We start from the raw sequence: 16,132 nt of genomic DNA, 5'->3' as shown, positions 1-16,132 counted from the left end.
CTTGAATCGTGGCCTGGACTTTTCGGGCCTCGATCCACTGGCCGGGCACAGAAGGACTTCACCCGTGACTGGATCGATCGCAATGCAGGCCACGTGGTCAGGTCGCACCCAGTGCGGCACGTTCTCGTTGGCGTCCTGCTCAATCAAGATCCAATCGATCCCGTTCTGGTGATCTGGGCCATCCTGAGCCATGCCCGAAGTCGACATGACGGCGAAGGCCAACGGCACTACCTTGGAGAACCAGTCCCGAAGTACAGAGTCGCTTTTCACGTGATGTCCTTGAGAAGGGTGTGGATATGCAGCCTCGCAGCTGAGGCGCCCCTTGTCTGAAGGCATTCCACACCGCACTTCCCAGCGAACCGCTTGATTGAACGTAGGCTGCAGCTGGCGCGGTCAGTACTCCTGGACTCGCGCCGTCGGCTGCAATATCTCCACCCAGTAGCCGTCCGGATCCTTGATGAAGGCGATGTCCTTCATCCGTCCGTCGGTCAGGCGTTTCTGGAAGGCCACGCCGAGCTGCTCGAAGCGCTCGCAGGCCGCTTCGACATCCGGCACCGACACGCAGATGTGGCCGAAGCCGCGCGGCTCGCTGTTGCCGTCGTGGTAGGCGAAGCCGGCATCGTCTTCCGTGCCGTGGTTGTGGGTCAGTTCGAGCACACCGCGCTGGCTCAGCAGCCATTGCCCGCGTGCCGGCTCCTCGGCCGGGATCTGCGCCGGGTCATCCACCAGCACCAGGAAGTACAGGCTGAACTTCGCTTCGGCGAAATCGCGCCGGCGCACCAGCGTGAAGCCGAGCACGCGCGTGTAGAAATCCAGCGAGCGGGCGATGTCCTTGACGCGCAGCATCGTGTGGTTGAACACGAACTGCCGGGTGGCCGCGTCGCGCGCGGCGCTGACGCCGGGAATGGCATTGAGCTCGTCTTGCAGGGACATCGTCGTACTCGTTTCGGGGGATGCTCGAATTGTAAGCGCTCAGTGCACGGCGTCCTGCTGACTCTCCGCGGGCACCGCATCGCGCTGCAGCGACAGCAGCGCCAGCAGCGCGGCCAGCGCCACGTAGGCCCCGGCGAACTGCCACGACAGCACGCGCGGCAAGCCTTCGAGCGTCCACGGCCAGTAGATGCCGCCTTGCGGATGCACGGAGTGGATCAGGCCGAACAGGGTCAGCGCCGCGCCCGCCAGCAGGAATGCACTGGCACGCAGCAGGCGCCCGTCGACCATCGCCGCAACGGCCGACGTCCAGATCATCGCGGTGATGATGAAGCCGTTGCCCAGGGTGATGATCACCGCCATCTCCGGCAATCCGTGGCCATCGCTGGTCGTCATCAGGCGGGCGAAGTTCTCCGGCGCGATCCATGTCGGATTGCCGACCTTGATCGCCAGCATGTATGCTACCGACGGCAGGAAGCCCAGCACCATCGCCGTCGCGTGTCGTTTGGGCGTGGCCTGGAACGCCTGCGTGGTGATGTCCAGCGCGACGTAGACGATGATCGGCGCCAGCACCGCCAGTGGCAGCCACTGCACCAGACCGGAGACGAGGCCGAGCATGCCGCCCAGGCCGATGAACAACCCCGTCAGCAACGTGTAGCCGGTGCGCGCGCCCATGTGCTTGTATGCGGGCTGGCCGATGTAGGGCGTGGTCTGCGCGACGCCGCCGCAGAAGCCGGCGACCAGGGTCGAGAACGCTTCGGCCAGCAGGATGTCGCGGGTGCGATAGTCGTCGCCGGCGGCGCGCGCGCTTTCGCTGACGTTGATGCCGCCGACCACCATCAGCAACCCGAACGGCAGCAGCAGCGGCAGGTACGGCACCGTCGCCGGCAACCCTTCGAGGAAGCCCAGCGTCGGCCACGGCAACACCAGGCGCAACGGCGTCGGCTCAGGCCAGTGGAAACCCGGCGCCAGGCCGGCCGCACCGAGCGAGTAGTACAGGACGGTGCCGAACACGAAGGCCACGAACACGCCCGGCAAGCGCACCGGCAGGCGACCCTTGGCGATCAGCACGTACAGCAGCAGACCGAGCGTGACGAACCCGACCACCGGCGAACGCAGCGCCTCCACCAGCGGCAGGAAGCCCATCAGCACCAGTGCGATGCCGGCGATCGAACCGAGCAGGCCCGCGCGCGGAATCAAACGCGTGACCGCGTCTCCGGCGAACGACAGGACGAACTTGAGCACGCCCATCACCACCAGCGAGGCCATGCCCAGCTGCCAGGTGGCGATCGCGGCGGCCTGCTCGTCCATGCCCTGCTGCTTGAAGGCGACGAAGGCCGGCCCCAGGACCAGCAGTGCCATGCCGATGCTGGTCGGCGCATCCAGGCCGAGCGGCATCGCGGTGACGTCGTCGCGGCCGGTGCGTGCCGCCAGCCGGCGCCCCATCACCGTGTAGATCAGGTTGCCCACCAGCACGCCGAACGCGGTGCCCGGGAACATCCGCGCGAACACGACCTCGGCAGGGAAGCCGAAGATCCCGATCAGCGCGGCGGCGATGAAACCCAGGATCGAGAGGTTGTCGACGACCAGGCCAAAGAAACCATTGAGGTCGCCTGCGACGAACCAGCGGCGGGGAGTGGCGTGTGGGGTGGCCAAGGCATTGGCTCCAGTAGAGATCGGGGCATCGTAGCCGAGCGACCGGCCAGGCTGGCATGAGCTTTCGTTCTTACGCACCAACTCATCGCGTCACCCGTTCGTCCTGAGCGCAGCGCAGCGAAGTCGAAGGGCCGCCTGCAGTGCCGCACGATCCTTCGACTTCGGCCTTCGGCCTACGCCCAGGACGAACGGTGACGGGTGGCCACGGTCTGGTCACTTCAGAACGAAACCTCCACCGCCTGCCGCGCCCACAGCACCGATTCGTGCCCGCTCGCGCGTTTCCACGCCAGCCGGATCGCCTTGATGTCGTTGCGGCGCCCGGCACTGTCTTCGTGCAACACCACCAGCACCTTGCAGCGCTGGCGCACCAGCCGGCCCTGGTCCTTGAATCGCCACTGCCCGTAACCGTCGAGCACGGTGAGCCCATCGGGGAAGCGCGGCGTGACCTCGCGATCGAGGAATTCGCGCCACTTGCCTTCATCGACGGTGTCGCTGCCATCCTCGTTGCCGACGGCAAAGTAGAGCTCGCTGCGGACCCAGCCCGCGGCCTGCGCCGGACGCGCGGCGTCGCCCTGCATCGCCGCGGTGGTGCCCTTGTTCTCCAACGTCGAACAGCCCGGCAGCAGCAGCGCCGCGGCGACCATCGTCGTGCACAGGAGACGAGCGCTCATGGCAGGAACCGCGACGCCTGTTGCGGCGTTGGCACCAGGCATTGCGCATGGCGACCAAACCAGCGGTAGCGATTGCGCGCGACATGGCGGTAGAGCGGATCACGGACGAATCGGGGTATCAGGCGCACTGCGGCGGCCGTCCGCCAGGCGCCGCCCAGGCCCTGAAGCACGCGCACGATCGCGTCCGTATCGGTCCAGGCGCGATCACCATCGACCAGCAGGAACGACACCGGATCGTCCGGGTCCAGACCGTGGGTCGCCAGCAGCTCGCGACCGCTAACGGTCTGCATGGCGGCGAAGCGATAGCGCCCGTCGCGATCGTGCCGCAACAGGAAATCGACCCAGCCGTTGCACAGCACGCAGACGCCGTCGAAGACGATGACCGCGCCGCGGTCCAGTCGTCCGGCTTGCGCGGCTTCAATCGACATCCAGCCATCCCCGGTAGTGCACCACCAGGCCCACCCACGGCAGCCTGGCGGCAACGTCGAAACGGTAGCGGTGATCGCGCTCGTATTCGCGCGCCGTCACGCCGGCGAACCAGCGCAGCGGCAACGGCAGGCCGAGCGCGCTGACCCTGGCGACGTGCCAGACCACCGCGGCGCCGGCGCCCGGCAGCTGCTCGACATCGAGGCGAAATGCGAAGCGCAGCAGGCCCAGGCGTTCGCGCAGCAGCGCATCGTGCGCCCACAGGCGCGAACGCATCGCCTTGCCGGCGAACACGCGCGCCCAGCGCTCGCCCTTCGCGTCGGCATCGATCTCGACCTTGATCGTGCCGCGCCCCGGCGCCGGCAGGCGCGCGGCCCAGGCACACAATTGCGACACCATGCCGTCGCCGCGGTCGACTTCGACCTTGCCGTGGTAACGCCTGCAACCGCTGCGGTCGTGCAGCGCGCGCAACGTCGGCGGCAGCTGGTCGAACCGCGCCGCGAGAAGTTGTCGGTACAACGACGGCGACGCGACTGTGTTCATCGTCCTGGCTCGATCCAGATCAGGGAGGCCATGCGCCCACCGCGCTGGTCGCGGCGATGGGAGAAGAAGCGGTCCGGTTCGGCGATCGTAGACAGGCCGCCGCCGTGGATCCGGCTGGCGTCGATGCCCACGGCCTCGAGCCGGCGACGCGCCAGTGCATACAGGTCCACCCGCCAGTGGTGCGGGCGGGTGCTGACGAAGGCACTGCCGGCGCTCCAGTCGCGGGAGACGAAGGCGTCGTACACCTCTTCACCGATCTCGTAATGCTGCGGGCCGGCCGCGGGGCCGAACCAGGCGTGCAGCCGCTGCGGCTGCGACCGCATGGCGGCCACGGTGTTCTCGAGGACGCCTGCGGCCAGTCCTCGCCAGCCCGCATGCGCCGCGCCGACTTCGCTGCCGTCGTCGGCGCAGAACAGCACCGGCATGCAGTCGGCGGTAAGGATGGCCAGGACGGTGCCGGGGGTCGAAGTGACCGAGGCGTCTGCTTCGGGTTCGCCGTCCGCATCGCCTGCCTGATCGAAGCGAAGCACTTCGACCCCATGCACTTGGCGCAGCCAGCACGGCTCGGACGGCAACCGCGCCGCCTCGCGCAGCAATGCGCGATTGCGCAGCACCGCTTCGGCCTCGTCGCCCGCGCGCAGGCCCAGGTTCAGATGATCGAACGGTGCCGTCGACACCCCCAGCCCGTGCCGCAACGTGGTGAAGGCCCGCACCGATGCCGGCAGCGGCCATTGCGCTTCCAGCCAGGGGGCCGGCACGCTCAGCGCTCCCGCTCGGCGGCGGCCGCGGTGTCGTCGTGCAGTGCCTTGACCAGCGCGCGCAGGTCGTCGGGCACCGGCGCGGTGCAGCGCACGGGCTCGCCGGTCACCGGATGCGCGAACTCGAGTGTCTCGGCATGAAGCGCCTGGCGCTTGAAACCGCGCAGCGTGGCGATCAGTTCCTCGGTCGCGCCCTTGGGCAGCTTCAGCGGGCCGCCGTACAACGGGTCGCCGACGATGGGGTGCTTGAGGTGCGCCATGTGCACGCGGATCTGATGGGTGCGGCCGGTTTCCAGGCGGCACTCCAGCAGCGTGTGCGCGCGGAACCGCTCGCGCAGGCGGAAGTGCGTGACCGCGTCGCGACCGTCCTCGCGCACGGCCATGCGGATGCGGTCGCGCGGGTGGCGGTCGATCGGCGCGTCGGCGGTACCGCCCGACACCAGCGAACCCAGCACCACGGCCAGGTACTGGCGATGGACCTCGCGCGAGGACAGCTGCTCGATCAGCGCGGTATGCGCCGGCAGGGTCCGCGCGACCACCATGACGCCGGACGTGTCCTTGTCGAGGCGATGGACGATGCCGGCCCTGGGCAGGGTGTTGAGCGATGCGTCCCGGTGCAGCAGGGCGTTGACCAGGGTCCCGGCCGGATTGCCGGCGCCGGGGTGGACCACCAGTCCGGCCGGCTTGTTGATGACGATGACGTGCTCGTCCTCGAACAGCACGTCCAGGGCGATGTCCTCAGGCTCCGAATGGGTCTGGACCTCGAGGGCGGCATTGAGGGTGACCGCCTCGCCGCCGCGGACCGGATCGCGCGGGCGGACCTCGCGGCCGTCCAGGCGGGCGTCGCCGGACTTGATCCACGCCGCCAGGCGGGAACGCGAGAAATCAGGGAAAAGCTCGGCCAGGACCGCATCGAAGCGGCGCCCGGCGGCGCTGTCCGGGACGGTGGCATGCAGGGGCGTGGCGGGGATGGTCATCGGAGGGGAAGGATTCAGGGCTGCCGCGCAGGGGCTGCTATTATCCGACCTTCGTACCTTCGGCGCCCGTGTATCTGCCATGACCCTACGCTCTGCCCCTTCGCGCCTGCTGGCGCTGCTGCTGATCGTCGCTTTTGCTGGAGTGGGCTGTAGCAAGTTCAAGGACAAGGACGCCGACGAAGGCGTTCCGGTCGAGCAGCTCTACGAGAAAGCCCACAAGTCGATGACCAACGGCAACTGGTCGGCGGCAGAGACCACGTTCAAGCGCCTGGTCGCCCAGTACCCGTACGGCCCCTACACCGAGCAGGCGCTGGTGGAGACGGCCTACGCCCAGTACAAGTCGGGCAAGCACGATGACGCGATCAGCAGCATCGACCGCTTCATCCGCACCTACCCGACGCACAAGAACATCGCGTACATGTACTACCTGCGCGGTCTGTCGAACTCCAGCCGCGACACGGTCTTCCTGCAGCAGGTCTGGACGCTCGACGCCAGCCGCCGCGACCTGGCCACCCCGCTGCAGGCGTTCAACGACTTCTCGATCGTCGCCGACCGCTACCCGAACAGCCGCTACGCCGAGGATGCGCGCAACCGCATGCGCGGCCTGCGCGACATGTTCGCCCGCCACGAGCTCGACACGGCCCTGTACTACCTGCGTCGCACCGCCTATGTCGGCGCGATCGACCGGGCCAAGTACCTGCTCGAGACGTACCCGCAAAGCCAGTACCAGAACGACGCCGTCGCCACGCTGGCCGCGGCCTACGAAGGCCTGGGCAACCAGGCGCTGGCCGCCGACGCCAAGCGCGTGCTGCAGCAGAACCAGCCGGACCACCCGTACCTGACCGGCAAGTGGCCGGACTACCCGAGCAACCTGCGCAAGCTCAACCCGTTCGCGGGCGAGAAGTCGGCGCTGGACAACGACTGATCGGGCCGACGGTGCTGCAATCGAAAACGCCGCCTCCGGGCGGCGTTTTTGTTTGCTTGCTCGTCATTCCCGCGAAGGCGGGAACCCATGGACGTTGCCGCGTCTATCCCTTGTACCCGTTGCTGATCGGATAGCGCCGCTCGCGTCCGAACGCACGCCGCGACACCTTCGGCCCGGGTGCGGACTGGTGCCGCTTCCATTCGCTGATCCGGACGAGGCGCAATACACGCTCGACCGTGGCCGCATCGAACCCGGCCGCGACGATCTCGTCGTACGACTGTTCCTGGTCGACGTAACGCAGCAGGATCGCGTCGAGCACGTCGTAGGGCGGCAGTGAGTCCTGGTCCTTCTGGTTCTCGCGCAGTTCGGCCGACGGCGGACGGTCGATCACCGCCTGCGGGATCACGCGATCGCCGACCGTATTGCGCCAGCGCGCCAGCGCGAACACTTCCGACTTGTACAGGTCCTTCAACGGCGCGTAGCCGCCGCACATGTCGCCGTAGATCGTCGCGTAACCGACCGCGTACTCGCTCTTGTTGCCGGTGGTCAGCAGCAGCCCACCGAACTTGTTGCTCATCGCCATCAGCAGCGCACCGCGGGTGCGCGACTGCAGGTTCTCTTCGGTGGTGTCGACCGGGCGATCGCCGAAGTGCTCGGCCAGCGCATCGAGGTACCCCTGGAACGGCTTCTCGATCGGCAGGGTGAGCAGGCGCACGCCCTGCGTCTGGCACTGCTCTTCCGCCAGGTCGTTGGACAGGTCGGCGGTGTAGCGCGACGGCATGCGCACCGCGGTGACGTTCTCGGCACCGATCGCATCGACCGCGATGGCCAGTACCAGCGACGAATCGATGCCGCCCGACAGGCCCAGCCAGACCTTCTCGAATCCGTTCTTGCGGCAATAGTCGCGGGTGCCGCGCACGACCGCGCGCCATGCCAGCGCATCGCGGCTTTCGTCGCCGTCCTCCATCCACTCCACCGCATTGAAGCGGCGCGAATCGGGATCGAAATCCACCACCAGCCACTGGTCGGTGAACGCCGCGGCGGCCGGGTGCACGGTGCCGTCGCCATCGGCGACAACCGAGCCGCCGTCGAACACCAGCGCGTCCTGGCCACCGACGACATTGAGGTAGACCAGGCCGACGCCGGTTTCCTGCACGCGCTGCGCCAGCAGGTGGTCGCGCTCGGCATGCTTGTCGCGCTCGAACGGCGAGGCATTGGGCACCAGCACCAGCTCCGCGCCAGCGGCGACCGTGCTGGCCAGCGGCTCGGGGAACCACAGGTCCTCGCAGATGATCAGCCCGACCTGGACACCGTCGACATCGAACACGCAGTCCTCGCGGTCCGGATCGACATCGAAGTAACGGCGCTCGTCGAAGACCGCGTAATTGGGCAGCTCGCGCTTGCGGTAGGTGTGCGACACGTGGCCGTCGCGCAGCACGCTGGCGGCGTTGTAGACCACGCTTCCTGCCGCCTGCGGCCAGCCGACGACGGCGACGATGCCCTGCGTGGACGACGCGACGCGGTGGATGGCCGCTTCGCAATCCGCGAGGAAACCCGGACGCAGCAACAGGTCTTCCGGCGGGTAGCCGCTCAGCGCCAGTTCGGGGAACAGCACCACGTCGGCGCCGTACTCATCGCGCGCCTGCACGATCATCTGCGCAATGCGTTCGGCGTTCTGGTGAACCGCGCCGACCGGAAAGTCGAACTGGGCCAGGGCGATGCGAAGCGGATTGGACATCGAGGTGCCACCTGCTCTAGGGCCCCTCTCCTGCAAGTGGGAGAGGGCCTCGTCTTATTGCCCCTCTCCCGCTTGCGGGAGAGGGGTTGGGGTGAGGGCAAACCGCGAGGCTAGCGCGTCATGGATCACTGCAAGCACCGCACCGGTCTGCTTCAGGGCTTCATTGTTCCAGAATCTGAGGACGAGGTAGCCCTCGGCCTCGAGAAACGCTGTTCTGATCGAGTCCCCAGACGGCTCGACGTGCTGCCCGCCGTCCAGTTCGACGACAAGGCGAGCTTCAAGGCAGGCGAAGTCAGCGATATAGGGTCCGATCGGGTGGTGGCGACGGAACTTGCAGCCCATCAAAGCCCGGTTCCGCAGGTGATACCACAAGCGGTGCTCGGTATCGGTCATGTCTCGCCGCAGTTGACGGGCGAACTGGCGCTTCTGTCTCGAGCGCATCCTTGCGCATCCTGTCGGGAGATGGGGTCAGAGTGGCGGCGCGACCATTTCGGCGGTATCGGAAAAGTGGTCTCTGTCGGACGGCCCTCACCCCAACCCCTCTCCCGCACGCGGGAGAGGGGCTCAAAAGAAAAAGGCCACCCGGAGGTGGCCTCTTTCACAACATCGGCAACCGGCGAATTACTTCGCCAGGCGCTTGGCGATCGCGGCGCCGAGGTCGCCCGGCGACTTCACCGTGGTGACGCCGGCCTTTTCCATCGCCGCGAACTTGCCTTCGGCCGTGCCCTGGCCGCCCGAGGCAATCGCACCGGCGTGGCCCATGCGCTTGCCCTTCGGAGCCGAAGCACCGGCGATGAAGCCGACGACCGGCTTGGTCACGTGCTTGGCGATGAACTCGGCCGCTTCTTCCTCGGCCGAACCACCGATCTCGCCGACCATGATGATGCCTTCGGTCTGCGGGTCTTCCTGGAACAGCTTCAGCGCGTCGATGAAGTTGGTGCCGTTGATCGGGTCGCCGCCGATGCCGATGCAGGTCGACTGGCCCAGGCCCACGTCGGTGGTCTGCTTGACCGCTTCATAGGTCAGCGTGCCCGAACGCGAGACGATGCCGATCTTGCCCGGCATGTGGATGTGGCCCGGCATGATGCCGATCTTGCACTCGCCCGGGGTGATGACGCCCGGGCAGTTGGGGCCGACCAGCACGACGTCCTCGAAACCCTTGAGGGTGTTCTTGACGCGCAGCATGTCGAGCACCGGGATGCCTTCGGTGATGCAGACGATGACCTTGATGCCGGCATCGGCCGCTTCCAGGATCGCGTCGGCCGCGAACGGCGGCGGCACGTAGATGACCGAAGCATCGGCGCCGGTCGCGTTGACCGCGTCGCGCACGGTGTTGAAGACCGGCAGGCCCAGGTGCTGCGTGCCGCCCTTGCCCGGGGTCACGCCACCGACGACCTTGGTGCCGTAATCGAGCATCTGCTCGGCGTGGAAGGTGCCCTGCGAGCCGGTGAAGCCCTGGACGATCACCTTGGTGTTCTTGTTGATCAAAACGGACATGTCTGTGGCCCCTTACTTGCCAGCGACGGCGGCAACCGCCTTCTTCGCGCCATCGTTGATGTCGTCGGCCGGGGTAATGGCCAGACCCGAGTTCTTCAGAATTTCCTTGCCGGCTTCGACGTTGGTGCCTTCCAGGCGCACGATCACCGGCACCTTGACGTCGACTTCCTTGACCGCGGCAATGATGCCTTCGGCAATCATGTCGCAGCGGACGATGCCACCGAAGATGTTGACGAAGATCGCCTTGACCTTGTCAGACGACAGGATCAGCTTGAACGCTTCGGTCACGCGTTCCTTGGTGGCGCCGCCGCCGACGTCGAGGAAGTTGGCCGGCGAACCGCCGTTGAGCGAGATCACGTCCATGGTCGCCATCGCCAGGCCGGCGCCGTTGACCATGCAGCCGATGTTGCCGTCCATGGTGACGTAGTTGAGGTCATGCTGGCTGGCCAGCACCTCGGTCTCGTCTTCCTGGCGGATGTCGCGCATCGCGGCCAGGTCCTTGTGGCGGAACGTGGCGTTGTCGTCGCTGTTGATCTTGCCGTCGAGCACGGCGAGGTCACCGTTGGTGAGGATGGCCAGCGGGTTGAGTTCAACCAGCGCCAGGTCCTTCTCGTTGAACAGCTTGAACAGGCCCAGCATGATCTTGGTCAGCTGGCCGACCTGCTTGGCGTTCAGGCCCAGGGCGAAGCCGAGCTCGCGGCACTCGTAGGGCTGCAGGCCCTGCACGTAGTTCACGTGCAGCGTCTTGATCGCGTCCGGGTTTTCCTCGGCGACCTTCTCGATCTCGACGCCACCCTCGGCGGAGGCGATGAAGGTGATCGTCTGGGTCGAACGGTCGACCAGCACCGACAGGTACAGCTCGTTGGCGATGTCGGTGCCCTCGGAGATCAGCACCGAGTCGATCGGCAGGGCGACGCCAGCGGACTGGTAGGTCTCCATCTTCGTGCCGAGCATGGCCTGGGCGTACTGCTTGACCTCGTCATACGACTTGGCGAGCTTGACGCCGCCGGCCTTGCCGCGGCCACCGGCGTGGATCTGCGCCTTGACCACCCACAGGTCGCCAGGGATGGCCTTGGCCGCCGCGACGGCCTCGTCAGGGGTGCGCGCAACGCGCCCGGCCGGAACAGCGATGCCGTAGTCGGCAAACAGCTGCTTTGCCTGATATTCGTGAAAATTCATGCGTCACCGAGGGGAGTGAAAAGAATCCCCGCGGTCCGGCACGGCCGAGCGCGAGGGGGCCGTATTGTCGCCGATCGGCGCGGTTCGGGCAAAACATGCCCTTCTCCCCGGCGGCAGGCGGCCAAGCGGGGCCGCTAACCGCCACATCTGGCAACAATGTCCCGGCGCCCCCCATACTCGCGGCCATCACCCACCCCCCACCCGGACCGCCGCTTGCCGCTAGCCCTCGCCCCGATCGATGCCGCCGATGCCGATCGCGCGCTGCGCCGCGAGCTCTATTTCTTCACCCTGTACCGGCTGCTCGAAGCGGCCTTGCTGGTGTTCTTTCTGTTCGGACCGGCCACCGACCTGGTCGAGCCGCTGCGGCATGCCCTGGGCGCGCGGTCCGTGGCGCTGGCCTACCTCTTCATTGCCGCACTGCTTTTTGCGTTCGGCAAGCGCGGCGAACTGCGCAGCCAGACCCTCACCGGTATTGCCGCAGACCTGTTCTTCGGCCTGATGGCCATCCACACCATGCCCATGGCGGGCACCGGCATCGCCTTGATGCTGTTGTTCAACGTCGGCGCGGCCGCATTGCTGCTGCCACCGCGCTATGGCCTGGGCGCCGCCGTGGTGGCGGTGCTGGGCCTGTTCGGCGAGTACGCCTGGAGCACGCTGGACCCGATGTTCGCGCGCCGCACGCTGGCCGAACCGATGATGTTCGGCATCGGTTACATGGCCATCGCCACGCTCACCAGCATCCTCGGCCGGCAGATGCGCGACAGCTATGACCTGGCCGAGCGCCGCGGCGCCGAAGCGGCGCACCTGGGCGAGATCAACGAGCTCATCATCCGCCGCCTGCGCACCGGCGTGCTGCTGGTGGACCGCGGCGACTGCATCCGCCTGGCCAACGAAGCGGCGATGCTGCTGCTCGGCGACGCCGGCGAGAGCACCGACCTGCACGGGCGACGCAGCCTGGCCGTGGCCGCGCCGGAACTGGCGCGCCGCCTCCAGCGCTGGCGCAACGACGGCAGCAATGTCGACAGCCCGGTGCAACTGGCGCCGGACCTGCCCGAAGTGGTGCCGCGCTTCACCCGCCTGCTCGCCGGCAGCGACCAGGTGCTGATTTTCCTCGACGACACCTCGCTGCTGTCCCGCCACGCCGAGTCGATGACCCTGGCCACGCTGGGACGCTTCTCGGCGAGCCTGGCCCACGAGATCCGCAACCCGCTGGCCGCGATCAACTACGCCGTGCAGTTGCTGGAAGAGTCCGACGACATCCCGACCGCCGAACGGCGCCTGCTCGAAATCATCCGCCAGCAGGGCGTACGCATGAACGGCATCGTAGAAAACGTGCTCGGCATGGCCCGGCGCGAACCGGCCAAGCCGGAGCACGTCGAGCTGGTCGGTTTCGCGCGCATGTTCGTCGAGGAGTACCTGGAGAGCCACCCGCTCGACCACGACACCCTTCGCACCAGCGGCAAGGCCGCGCGCCTGCCGGTGATGATCGACCCGCGCCAGCTGCACCAGGTCCTGACCGTGCTGGTGCACAACGCGCTGACCTACGGGCGGATGCCGGGCGAACCGGCGCGGGTGTCGGTCCATGTCTTCGCCGACGAGGCCGGCACGCCCTCGATCGACGTGCTCGACCGTGGTCCCGGCATTCCGGAGTCGGTGGCGTCACGGCTGTTCCGTCCGTTCTTCACCACCTCCAGCCACGGCACCGGCCTGGGCCTCTATATCGCCCGCGAACTCTGCCGGGCCAACCAGGCGACCCTGGACTACGTGGCGATGCCCGGCGGCGGCGGTTGCTTCCGGATCAGGCTGGTCGGCAGCCACACCTTGTTGTCTGCCTGATTCTTGTCTGCCTGACCGCATGGGACGGCCGGGCAACCGGTCCAACCGTTCCGCGCCTCGTGCCCTGACTGAACGCGCGCAGTTCCGCTTGGCTCTTCACACAGCCTTAAGTTATCGTGGCGCACGGAGGGGACGATGGCCGAAACACGTAGTGCACTGGTGGTCGACGACGAGCGCGATATTCGCGAGCTGCTTGTCATGACATTGGGGAGGATGGGATTGCGTTGCGATACCGCCTCCACCATCGGGGAGGCACGCAGCCAGCTGTCCCGCAATCGCTATGACCTCTGCTTGACCGACATGCGCCTGCCGGACGGCTCGGGCATGGACCTGGTCGCCGAGATCAGCCAGAAGCACCCCGAGACCCCGGTCGCCATGATCACCGCCTTCGGCAATGTCGAAGCCGCGGTCGAGGCGCTGAAGGCCGGTGCGTTCGACTTCGTCGCCAAGCCCGTCGACCTGGCGGTGCTGCGCGACCTGGTGCGCCACGCCCTGGACCTGCACGAGGCCCGCCGCAGCGCGCCGCCGGCCGACGCCGTCGCCGCCCGCCTGTACGGCCAGTCGCCGGCCATGACCACCCTGCGCCAGACCATCGGCAAGGTCGCGCGCAGCCAGGCGCCTGTCTATATCGTCGGCGAGTCGGGCGTGGGCAAGGAGCTCGTCGCCCGCACCATCCACGCCGAAGGCGGTCGCGCCGGCGGCCCGTTCGTTCCGGTCAATTGCGGTGCGATCCCGGCCGAGTTGATGGAAAGCGAGTTCTTCGGACACAAGAAGGGCAGCTTCACCGGCGCCCACGCCGACAAGCCCGGCCTGTTCCAGAGCGCCGACGGCGGCACGCTGTTCCTGGACGAGATCGCCGAGCTGCCGCTGTCGATGCAGGTCAAGCTGCTGCGCGCGATCCAGGAAAAGTCGATCCGCCCGGTCGGCGCCAACAGCGAAGTGCCGGTCGACGTGCGCATCCTCTCGGCCACGCACAAGGACCTGGCCGCGCTGGTCGCCGACGGCCGCTTCCGCCAGGACCTGTATTACCGCATCAACGTGATCGAACTGCGCGTGCCGCCGCTGCGCGAGCGCCAGGACGACCTGTCCGGCCTGGTGGCGATGGTGCTCAAGCGCCTGGCCACGGCGCAGTCGCGCCCGGTGCCCGCGATCAGCGACGACGCGCTGGCCGTGCTACGCAGCTATTCCTTCCCGGGCAACGTGCGCGAACTGGAGAACATCCTCGAGCGCGCACTGGCCCTGGCCGAAGACGAAATCCTGACCGCCGACGACCTGCGCCTGCCGCAGGCCGCGCAGGCGCAATCGCAGTCGCAGAGCCCGGTCTTCCCGGGTGCCAGCCCTGCGGTGACCACGTCGCCGACGTCACCGGCCCCGATTGCCGTACCGGGCCAGCCGATGATGGCCATCGACCCGCGCACGCTCAATCCGCGTGACACCGCCAGCAGCCCGCTCCCCTCCTATATAGAGGAGATCGAGCGCGCAGCGATCCAGCAGGCGTTGCAGGAAAACCGCTACAACAAGACACGCACTGCGGCGGCACTGGGCATTACCTTCCGGGCGTTGCGGTACAAGCTGAAGAAGCTCGGGATCGACTGATCCCTCGAGCGCCCTCGCGGCACGTTCGCCAGCACAACGCGCAGTGAACAATCCCTGCGCAATCGCTTGTCGTCCCGCCGCGCCTGCGATAAAAAACCGACGCACCGCACACACATCGGCAGCAAGTGCCCTTGGCAGTCGTTCGGCAACCGATCGGGTCCAAACCCGCCCCAGCGCCCCTCGGGCCGGCTCGCTGACGCCCAGCGTCACAGCATCGAAGAAACTGACAAATTGCGTCACCGCCCCCCCGGCGGCTTCTGACATTTTGCGTGAACGCATACCCAGATTGGCAATGACAGCGGGCAAAACCACCCTTGGCACGCCTTATGCGTGTATTTTCAGCGCACGTGCCGTGAGCACGGCTGCCCGAGGATCGGAAGGCCCGACCCAATGGCACGTGAAGTAAAAAAACACTCCTAGGGGAAACACATGAAGAACAACCAGCAAGGCTTCACCCTGATCGAACTGATGATCGTCGTTGCGATCATCGCCATCCTGGCCGCAATCGCGCTGCCGGCTTACCAGGACTACGTGGCCCGCTCGCAGGCTACCGCTGGCCTGGCCGACATCCGTGGCGGCGTGACCGCGTTCGAAGAGTACATCCAGCGTGGTAGCGGCGCCGCCGTGACGCGTGCCAACATCGGCCTGAAGGGCACCACCACCCGCTGCGCCATCGCGGTGAACGCCGGCAACAACGGCACCATCGTGTGCACCATGACCGGCAACCCGGCCGTCCAGGGCAAGACCATCACCCTGACCCGCACCAGCGCCGACGGTTCGTGGGCTTGCTCGAGCAACATCACCCTGCAGAAGCACAAGCCGTCGGGCTGCAGCTGATCAGGTCTGATCGTTTAAGAAAAAACCCCGGCGCCATGCCGGGGTTTTTTTTGATGGACGCGTAACTGATGAGTGTCCGTACACTCGAAGCTTGATTGGCACGCGACTTGCGTCTTGGTTTGGCGGGTCTGTTTCTTCCAGGGGGAAAGAAATGCACGCTTCGCGCGGTTTCACACTGATCGAACTGATGATTGTGGTGGCGATCATCGCCATTCTCGCGGCCATCGCGATCCCGGCTTACCAGGACTACACCATCCGCAGCCAGGTCACCGCAGGCCTCGCCGATATCGCGGGGGGCAAGACCATGTTCGAATCGCAGGTCATCGCCAACAACTCGACGACCTTCAATATCTCCGAGATCGGCCTGCGCGGCTCAAGCGGTCGCTGCTCGTTGATCGACATGGACCCGTCAAACGCAAATGGCTTCATCCGCTGCCGGCTCAAGGGCCACCCGGCAATCAGCGGCAATACCGTGCGACTGAGCCGCAGCAGCTCCGGGGTCTGGACATGCACCGTTGGCGCGGGAATCATCGCGAAATACAGGCCCGTGGGTTGCAGCTAGC

The 16,132-nt window shown here is 66.9% G+C and carries 16 protein-coding genes; 5 read left to right on the top strand and 11 right to left on the bottom strand.

The window, feature by feature from the left end; all coding sequences use genetic code 11:
• Positions 1–393 precede the first annotated feature (393 nt).
• From gloA to rluD, 7 genes are all read right to left on the bottom strand, one after another.
• Positions 394–933: a lactoylglutathione lyase gene (gloA, locus tag ACFOPO_RS01190; RefSeq protein WP_386700091.1), complete on the bottom strand. Its 540-nt coding sequence runs from the start codon at positions 931–933 to the stop codon at positions 394–396.
• A gap of 39 nt (positions 934–972) precedes the next feature.
• Positions 973–2,586, bottom strand: a complete 1,614-nt coding sequence (locus ACFOPO_RS01185; RefSeq protein WP_386700089.1) for a hypothetical protein — start codon at positions 2,584–2,586, stop codon at positions 973–975.
• A 218-nt stretch (positions 2,587–2,804) separates the two neighbouring features.
• On the bottom strand, positions 2,805–3,257 hold the full coding sequence (locus tag ACFOPO_RS01180; protein ID WP_386700088.1) for a DUF3574 domain-containing protein: 453 nt from the start codon (positions 3,255–3,257) through the stop codon (positions 2,805–2,807).
• Positions 3,254–3,685 (bottom strand): thiol-disulfide oxidoreductase DCC family protein, encoded by a 432-nt coding sequence (locus ACFOPO_RS01175; protein WP_386700086.1) that lies wholly within the window; start codon positions 3,683–3,685, stop codon positions 3,254–3,256. Before ACFOPO_RS01175 ends, ACFOPO_RS01180 begins: the two co-directional genes overlap by 4 nt.
• Positions 3,675–4,226: a DUF4166 domain-containing protein gene (locus ACFOPO_RS01170; RefSeq protein WP_386700084.1), complete on the bottom strand. Its 552-nt coding sequence runs from the start codon at positions 4,224–4,226 to the stop codon at positions 3,675–3,677. Before ACFOPO_RS01170 ends, ACFOPO_RS01175 begins: the two co-directional genes overlap by 11 nt.
• Entirely contained in the window at positions 4,223–4,990 is a 768-nt protein-coding gene (gene pgeF, locus ACFOPO_RS01165) for a peptidoglycan editing factor PgeF (protein ID WP_386701223.1), read from the bottom strand. Before pgeF ends, ACFOPO_RS01170 begins: the two co-directional genes overlap by 4 nt.
• Complete coding sequence (gene rluD, locus ACFOPO_RS01160) at positions 4,987–5,961, bottom strand: 23S rRNA pseudouridine(1911/1915/1917) synthase RluD (RefSeq protein ID WP_386700083.1); 975 nt, start codon at positions 5,959–5,961, stop codon at positions 4,987–4,989. The genes pgeF and rluD overlap by 4 nt, the downstream gene beginning before the upstream one ends.
• Positions 5,962–6,040: 79 nt before the next feature.
• On the opposite strand from rluD, the gene ACFOPO_RS01155 reads away from it, so the two are divergent.
• Positions 6,041–6,886 (top strand): outer membrane protein assembly factor BamD, encoded by an 846-nt coding sequence (locus tag ACFOPO_RS01155; protein WP_386700081.1) that lies wholly within the window; start codon positions 6,041–6,043, stop codon positions 6,884–6,886.
• Between the two features lie 103 nt (positions 6,887–6,989).
• Here ACFOPO_RS01155 and ACFOPO_RS01150 read toward each other — a convergent pair whose 3' ends face one another.
• From ACFOPO_RS01150 to sucC, 4 genes are all read right to left on the bottom strand, one after another.
• Positions 6,990–8,624 carry an NAD+ synthase gene (locus ACFOPO_RS01150; RefSeq protein ID WP_386700079.1) on the bottom strand — a complete coding sequence of 545 codons (1,635 nt, stop codon included), beginning with the start codon at positions 8,622–8,624 and terminating at the stop codon, positions 6,990–6,992.
• 54 nt (positions 8,625–8,678) lie between these two features.
• Positions 8,679–9,065: an endonuclease domain-containing protein gene (locus tag ACFOPO_RS01145; RefSeq protein WP_386700077.1), complete on the bottom strand. Its 387-nt coding sequence runs from the start codon at positions 9,063–9,065 to the stop codon at positions 8,679–8,681.
• 180 nt (positions 9,066–9,245) lie between these two features.
• Positions 9,246–10,121 carry a succinate--CoA ligase subunit alpha gene (gene sucD / locus ACFOPO_RS01140; RefSeq protein ID WP_386700075.1) on the bottom strand — a complete coding sequence of 292 codons (876 nt, stop codon included), beginning with the start codon at positions 10,119–10,121 and terminating at the stop codon, positions 9,246–9,248.
• Positions 10,122–10,133: 12 nt separating this feature from the next.
• Positions 10,134–11,300 (bottom strand): ADP-forming succinate--CoA ligase subunit beta, encoded by a 1,167-nt coding sequence (gene sucC / locus ACFOPO_RS01135; protein ID WP_200606749.1) that lies wholly within the window; start codon positions 11,298–11,300, stop codon positions 10,134–10,136.
• A 213-nt stretch (positions 11,301–11,513) separates the two neighbouring features.
• Between sucC and ACFOPO_RS01130 the strand changes: the two genes are divergently transcribed.
• The 4 genes from ACFOPO_RS01130 (at position 11,514) to ACFOPO_RS01115 (ending at position 16,131) form a co-directional block, all read left to right on the top strand.
• Positions 11,514–13,136, top strand: a complete 1,623-nt coding sequence (locus tag ACFOPO_RS01130) for a sensor histidine kinase (RefSeq protein WP_386700073.1) — start codon at positions 11,514–11,516, stop codon at positions 13,134–13,136.
• Positions 13,137–13,271: 135 nt separating this feature from the next.
• Positions 13,272–14,732: a sigma-54-dependent transcriptional regulator gene (locus ACFOPO_RS01125; protein ID WP_386700071.1), complete on the top strand. Its 1,461-nt coding sequence runs from the start codon at positions 13,272–13,274 to the stop codon at positions 14,730–14,732.
• Between the two features lie 429 nt (positions 14,733–15,161).
• Entirely contained in the window at positions 15,162–15,569 is a 408-nt protein-coding gene (locus tag ACFOPO_RS01120; RefSeq protein ID WP_386700069.1) for a pilin, read from the top strand.
• 151 nt (positions 15,570–15,720) lie between these two features.
• On the top strand, positions 15,721–16,131 hold the full coding sequence (locus ACFOPO_RS01115; protein ID WP_386700068.1) for a pilin: 411 nt from the start codon (positions 15,721–15,723) through the stop codon (positions 16,129–16,131).
• Position 16,132 lies beyond the last annotated feature (1 nt).

Origin of the sequence: Lysobacter sp. GCM10012299 (assembly GCF_042649405.1) — a bacterium.
Classification (GTDB): Bacteria; Pseudomonadota; Gammaproteobacteria; order Xanthomonadales; family Xanthomonadaceae; genus Lysobacter_J.
This window is presented reverse-complemented; position numbering and strand designations above follow the sequence as displayed.

Excerpts from the sequence above, each read along its gene's own strand:
- gloA (WP_386700091.1), bottom strand. The coding sequence starts at position 933 with ATGTCCCTGCAAGACGAGCTCAATGCCATTCCCGGCGTCAGCGCCGCG.
- ACFOPO_RS01155 (WP_386700081.1), top strand. The coding sequence starts at position 6,041 with ATGACCCTACGCTCTGCCCCTTCGCGCCTGCTGGCGCTGCTGCTGATC.
- ACFOPO_RS01175 (WP_386700086.1), bottom strand. The coding sequence starts at position 3,685 with ATGTCGATTGAAGCCGCGCAAGCCGGACGACTGGACCGCGGCGCGGTC.
- ACFOPO_RS01120 (WP_386700069.1), top strand. The coding sequence starts at position 15,162 with ATGAAGAACAACCAGCAAGGCTTCACCCTGATCGAACTGATGATCGTC.
- ACFOPO_RS01180 (WP_386700088.1), bottom strand. The coding sequence starts at position 3,257 with ATGAGCGCTCGTCTCCTGTGCACGACGATGGTCGCCGCGGCGCTGCTG.
- ACFOPO_RS01150 (WP_386700079.1), bottom strand. The coding sequence starts at position 8,624 with ATGTCCAATCCGCTTCGCATCGCCCTGGCCCAGTTCGACTTTCCGGTC.
- ACFOPO_RS01170 (WP_386700084.1), bottom strand. The coding sequence starts at position 4,226 with ATGAACACAGTCGCGTCGCCGTCGTTGTACCGACAACTTCTCGCGGCG.
- ACFOPO_RS01125 (WP_386700071.1), top strand. The coding sequence starts at position 13,272 with ATGGCCGAAACACGTAGTGCACTGGTGGTCGACGACGAGCGCGATATT.
- ACFOPO_RS01115 (WP_386700068.1), top strand. The coding sequence starts at position 15,721 with ATGCACGCTTCGCGCGGTTTCACACTGATCGAACTGATGATTGTGGTG.
- sucD (WP_386700075.1), bottom strand. The coding sequence starts at position 10,121 with ATGTCCGTTTTGATCAACAAGAACACCAAGGTGATCGTCCAGGGCTTC.
- rluD (WP_386700083.1), bottom strand. The coding sequence starts at position 5,961 with ATGACCATCCCCGCCACGCCCCTGCATGCCACCGTCCCGGACAGCGCC.
- ACFOPO_RS01145 (WP_386700077.1), bottom strand. The coding sequence starts at position 9,065 with ATGCGCTCGAGACAGAAGCGCCAGTTCGCCCGTCAACTGCGGCGAGAC.
- sucC (WP_200606749.1), bottom strand. The coding sequence starts at position 11,300 with ATGAATTTTCACGAATATCAGGCAAAGCAGCTGTTTGCCGACTACGGC.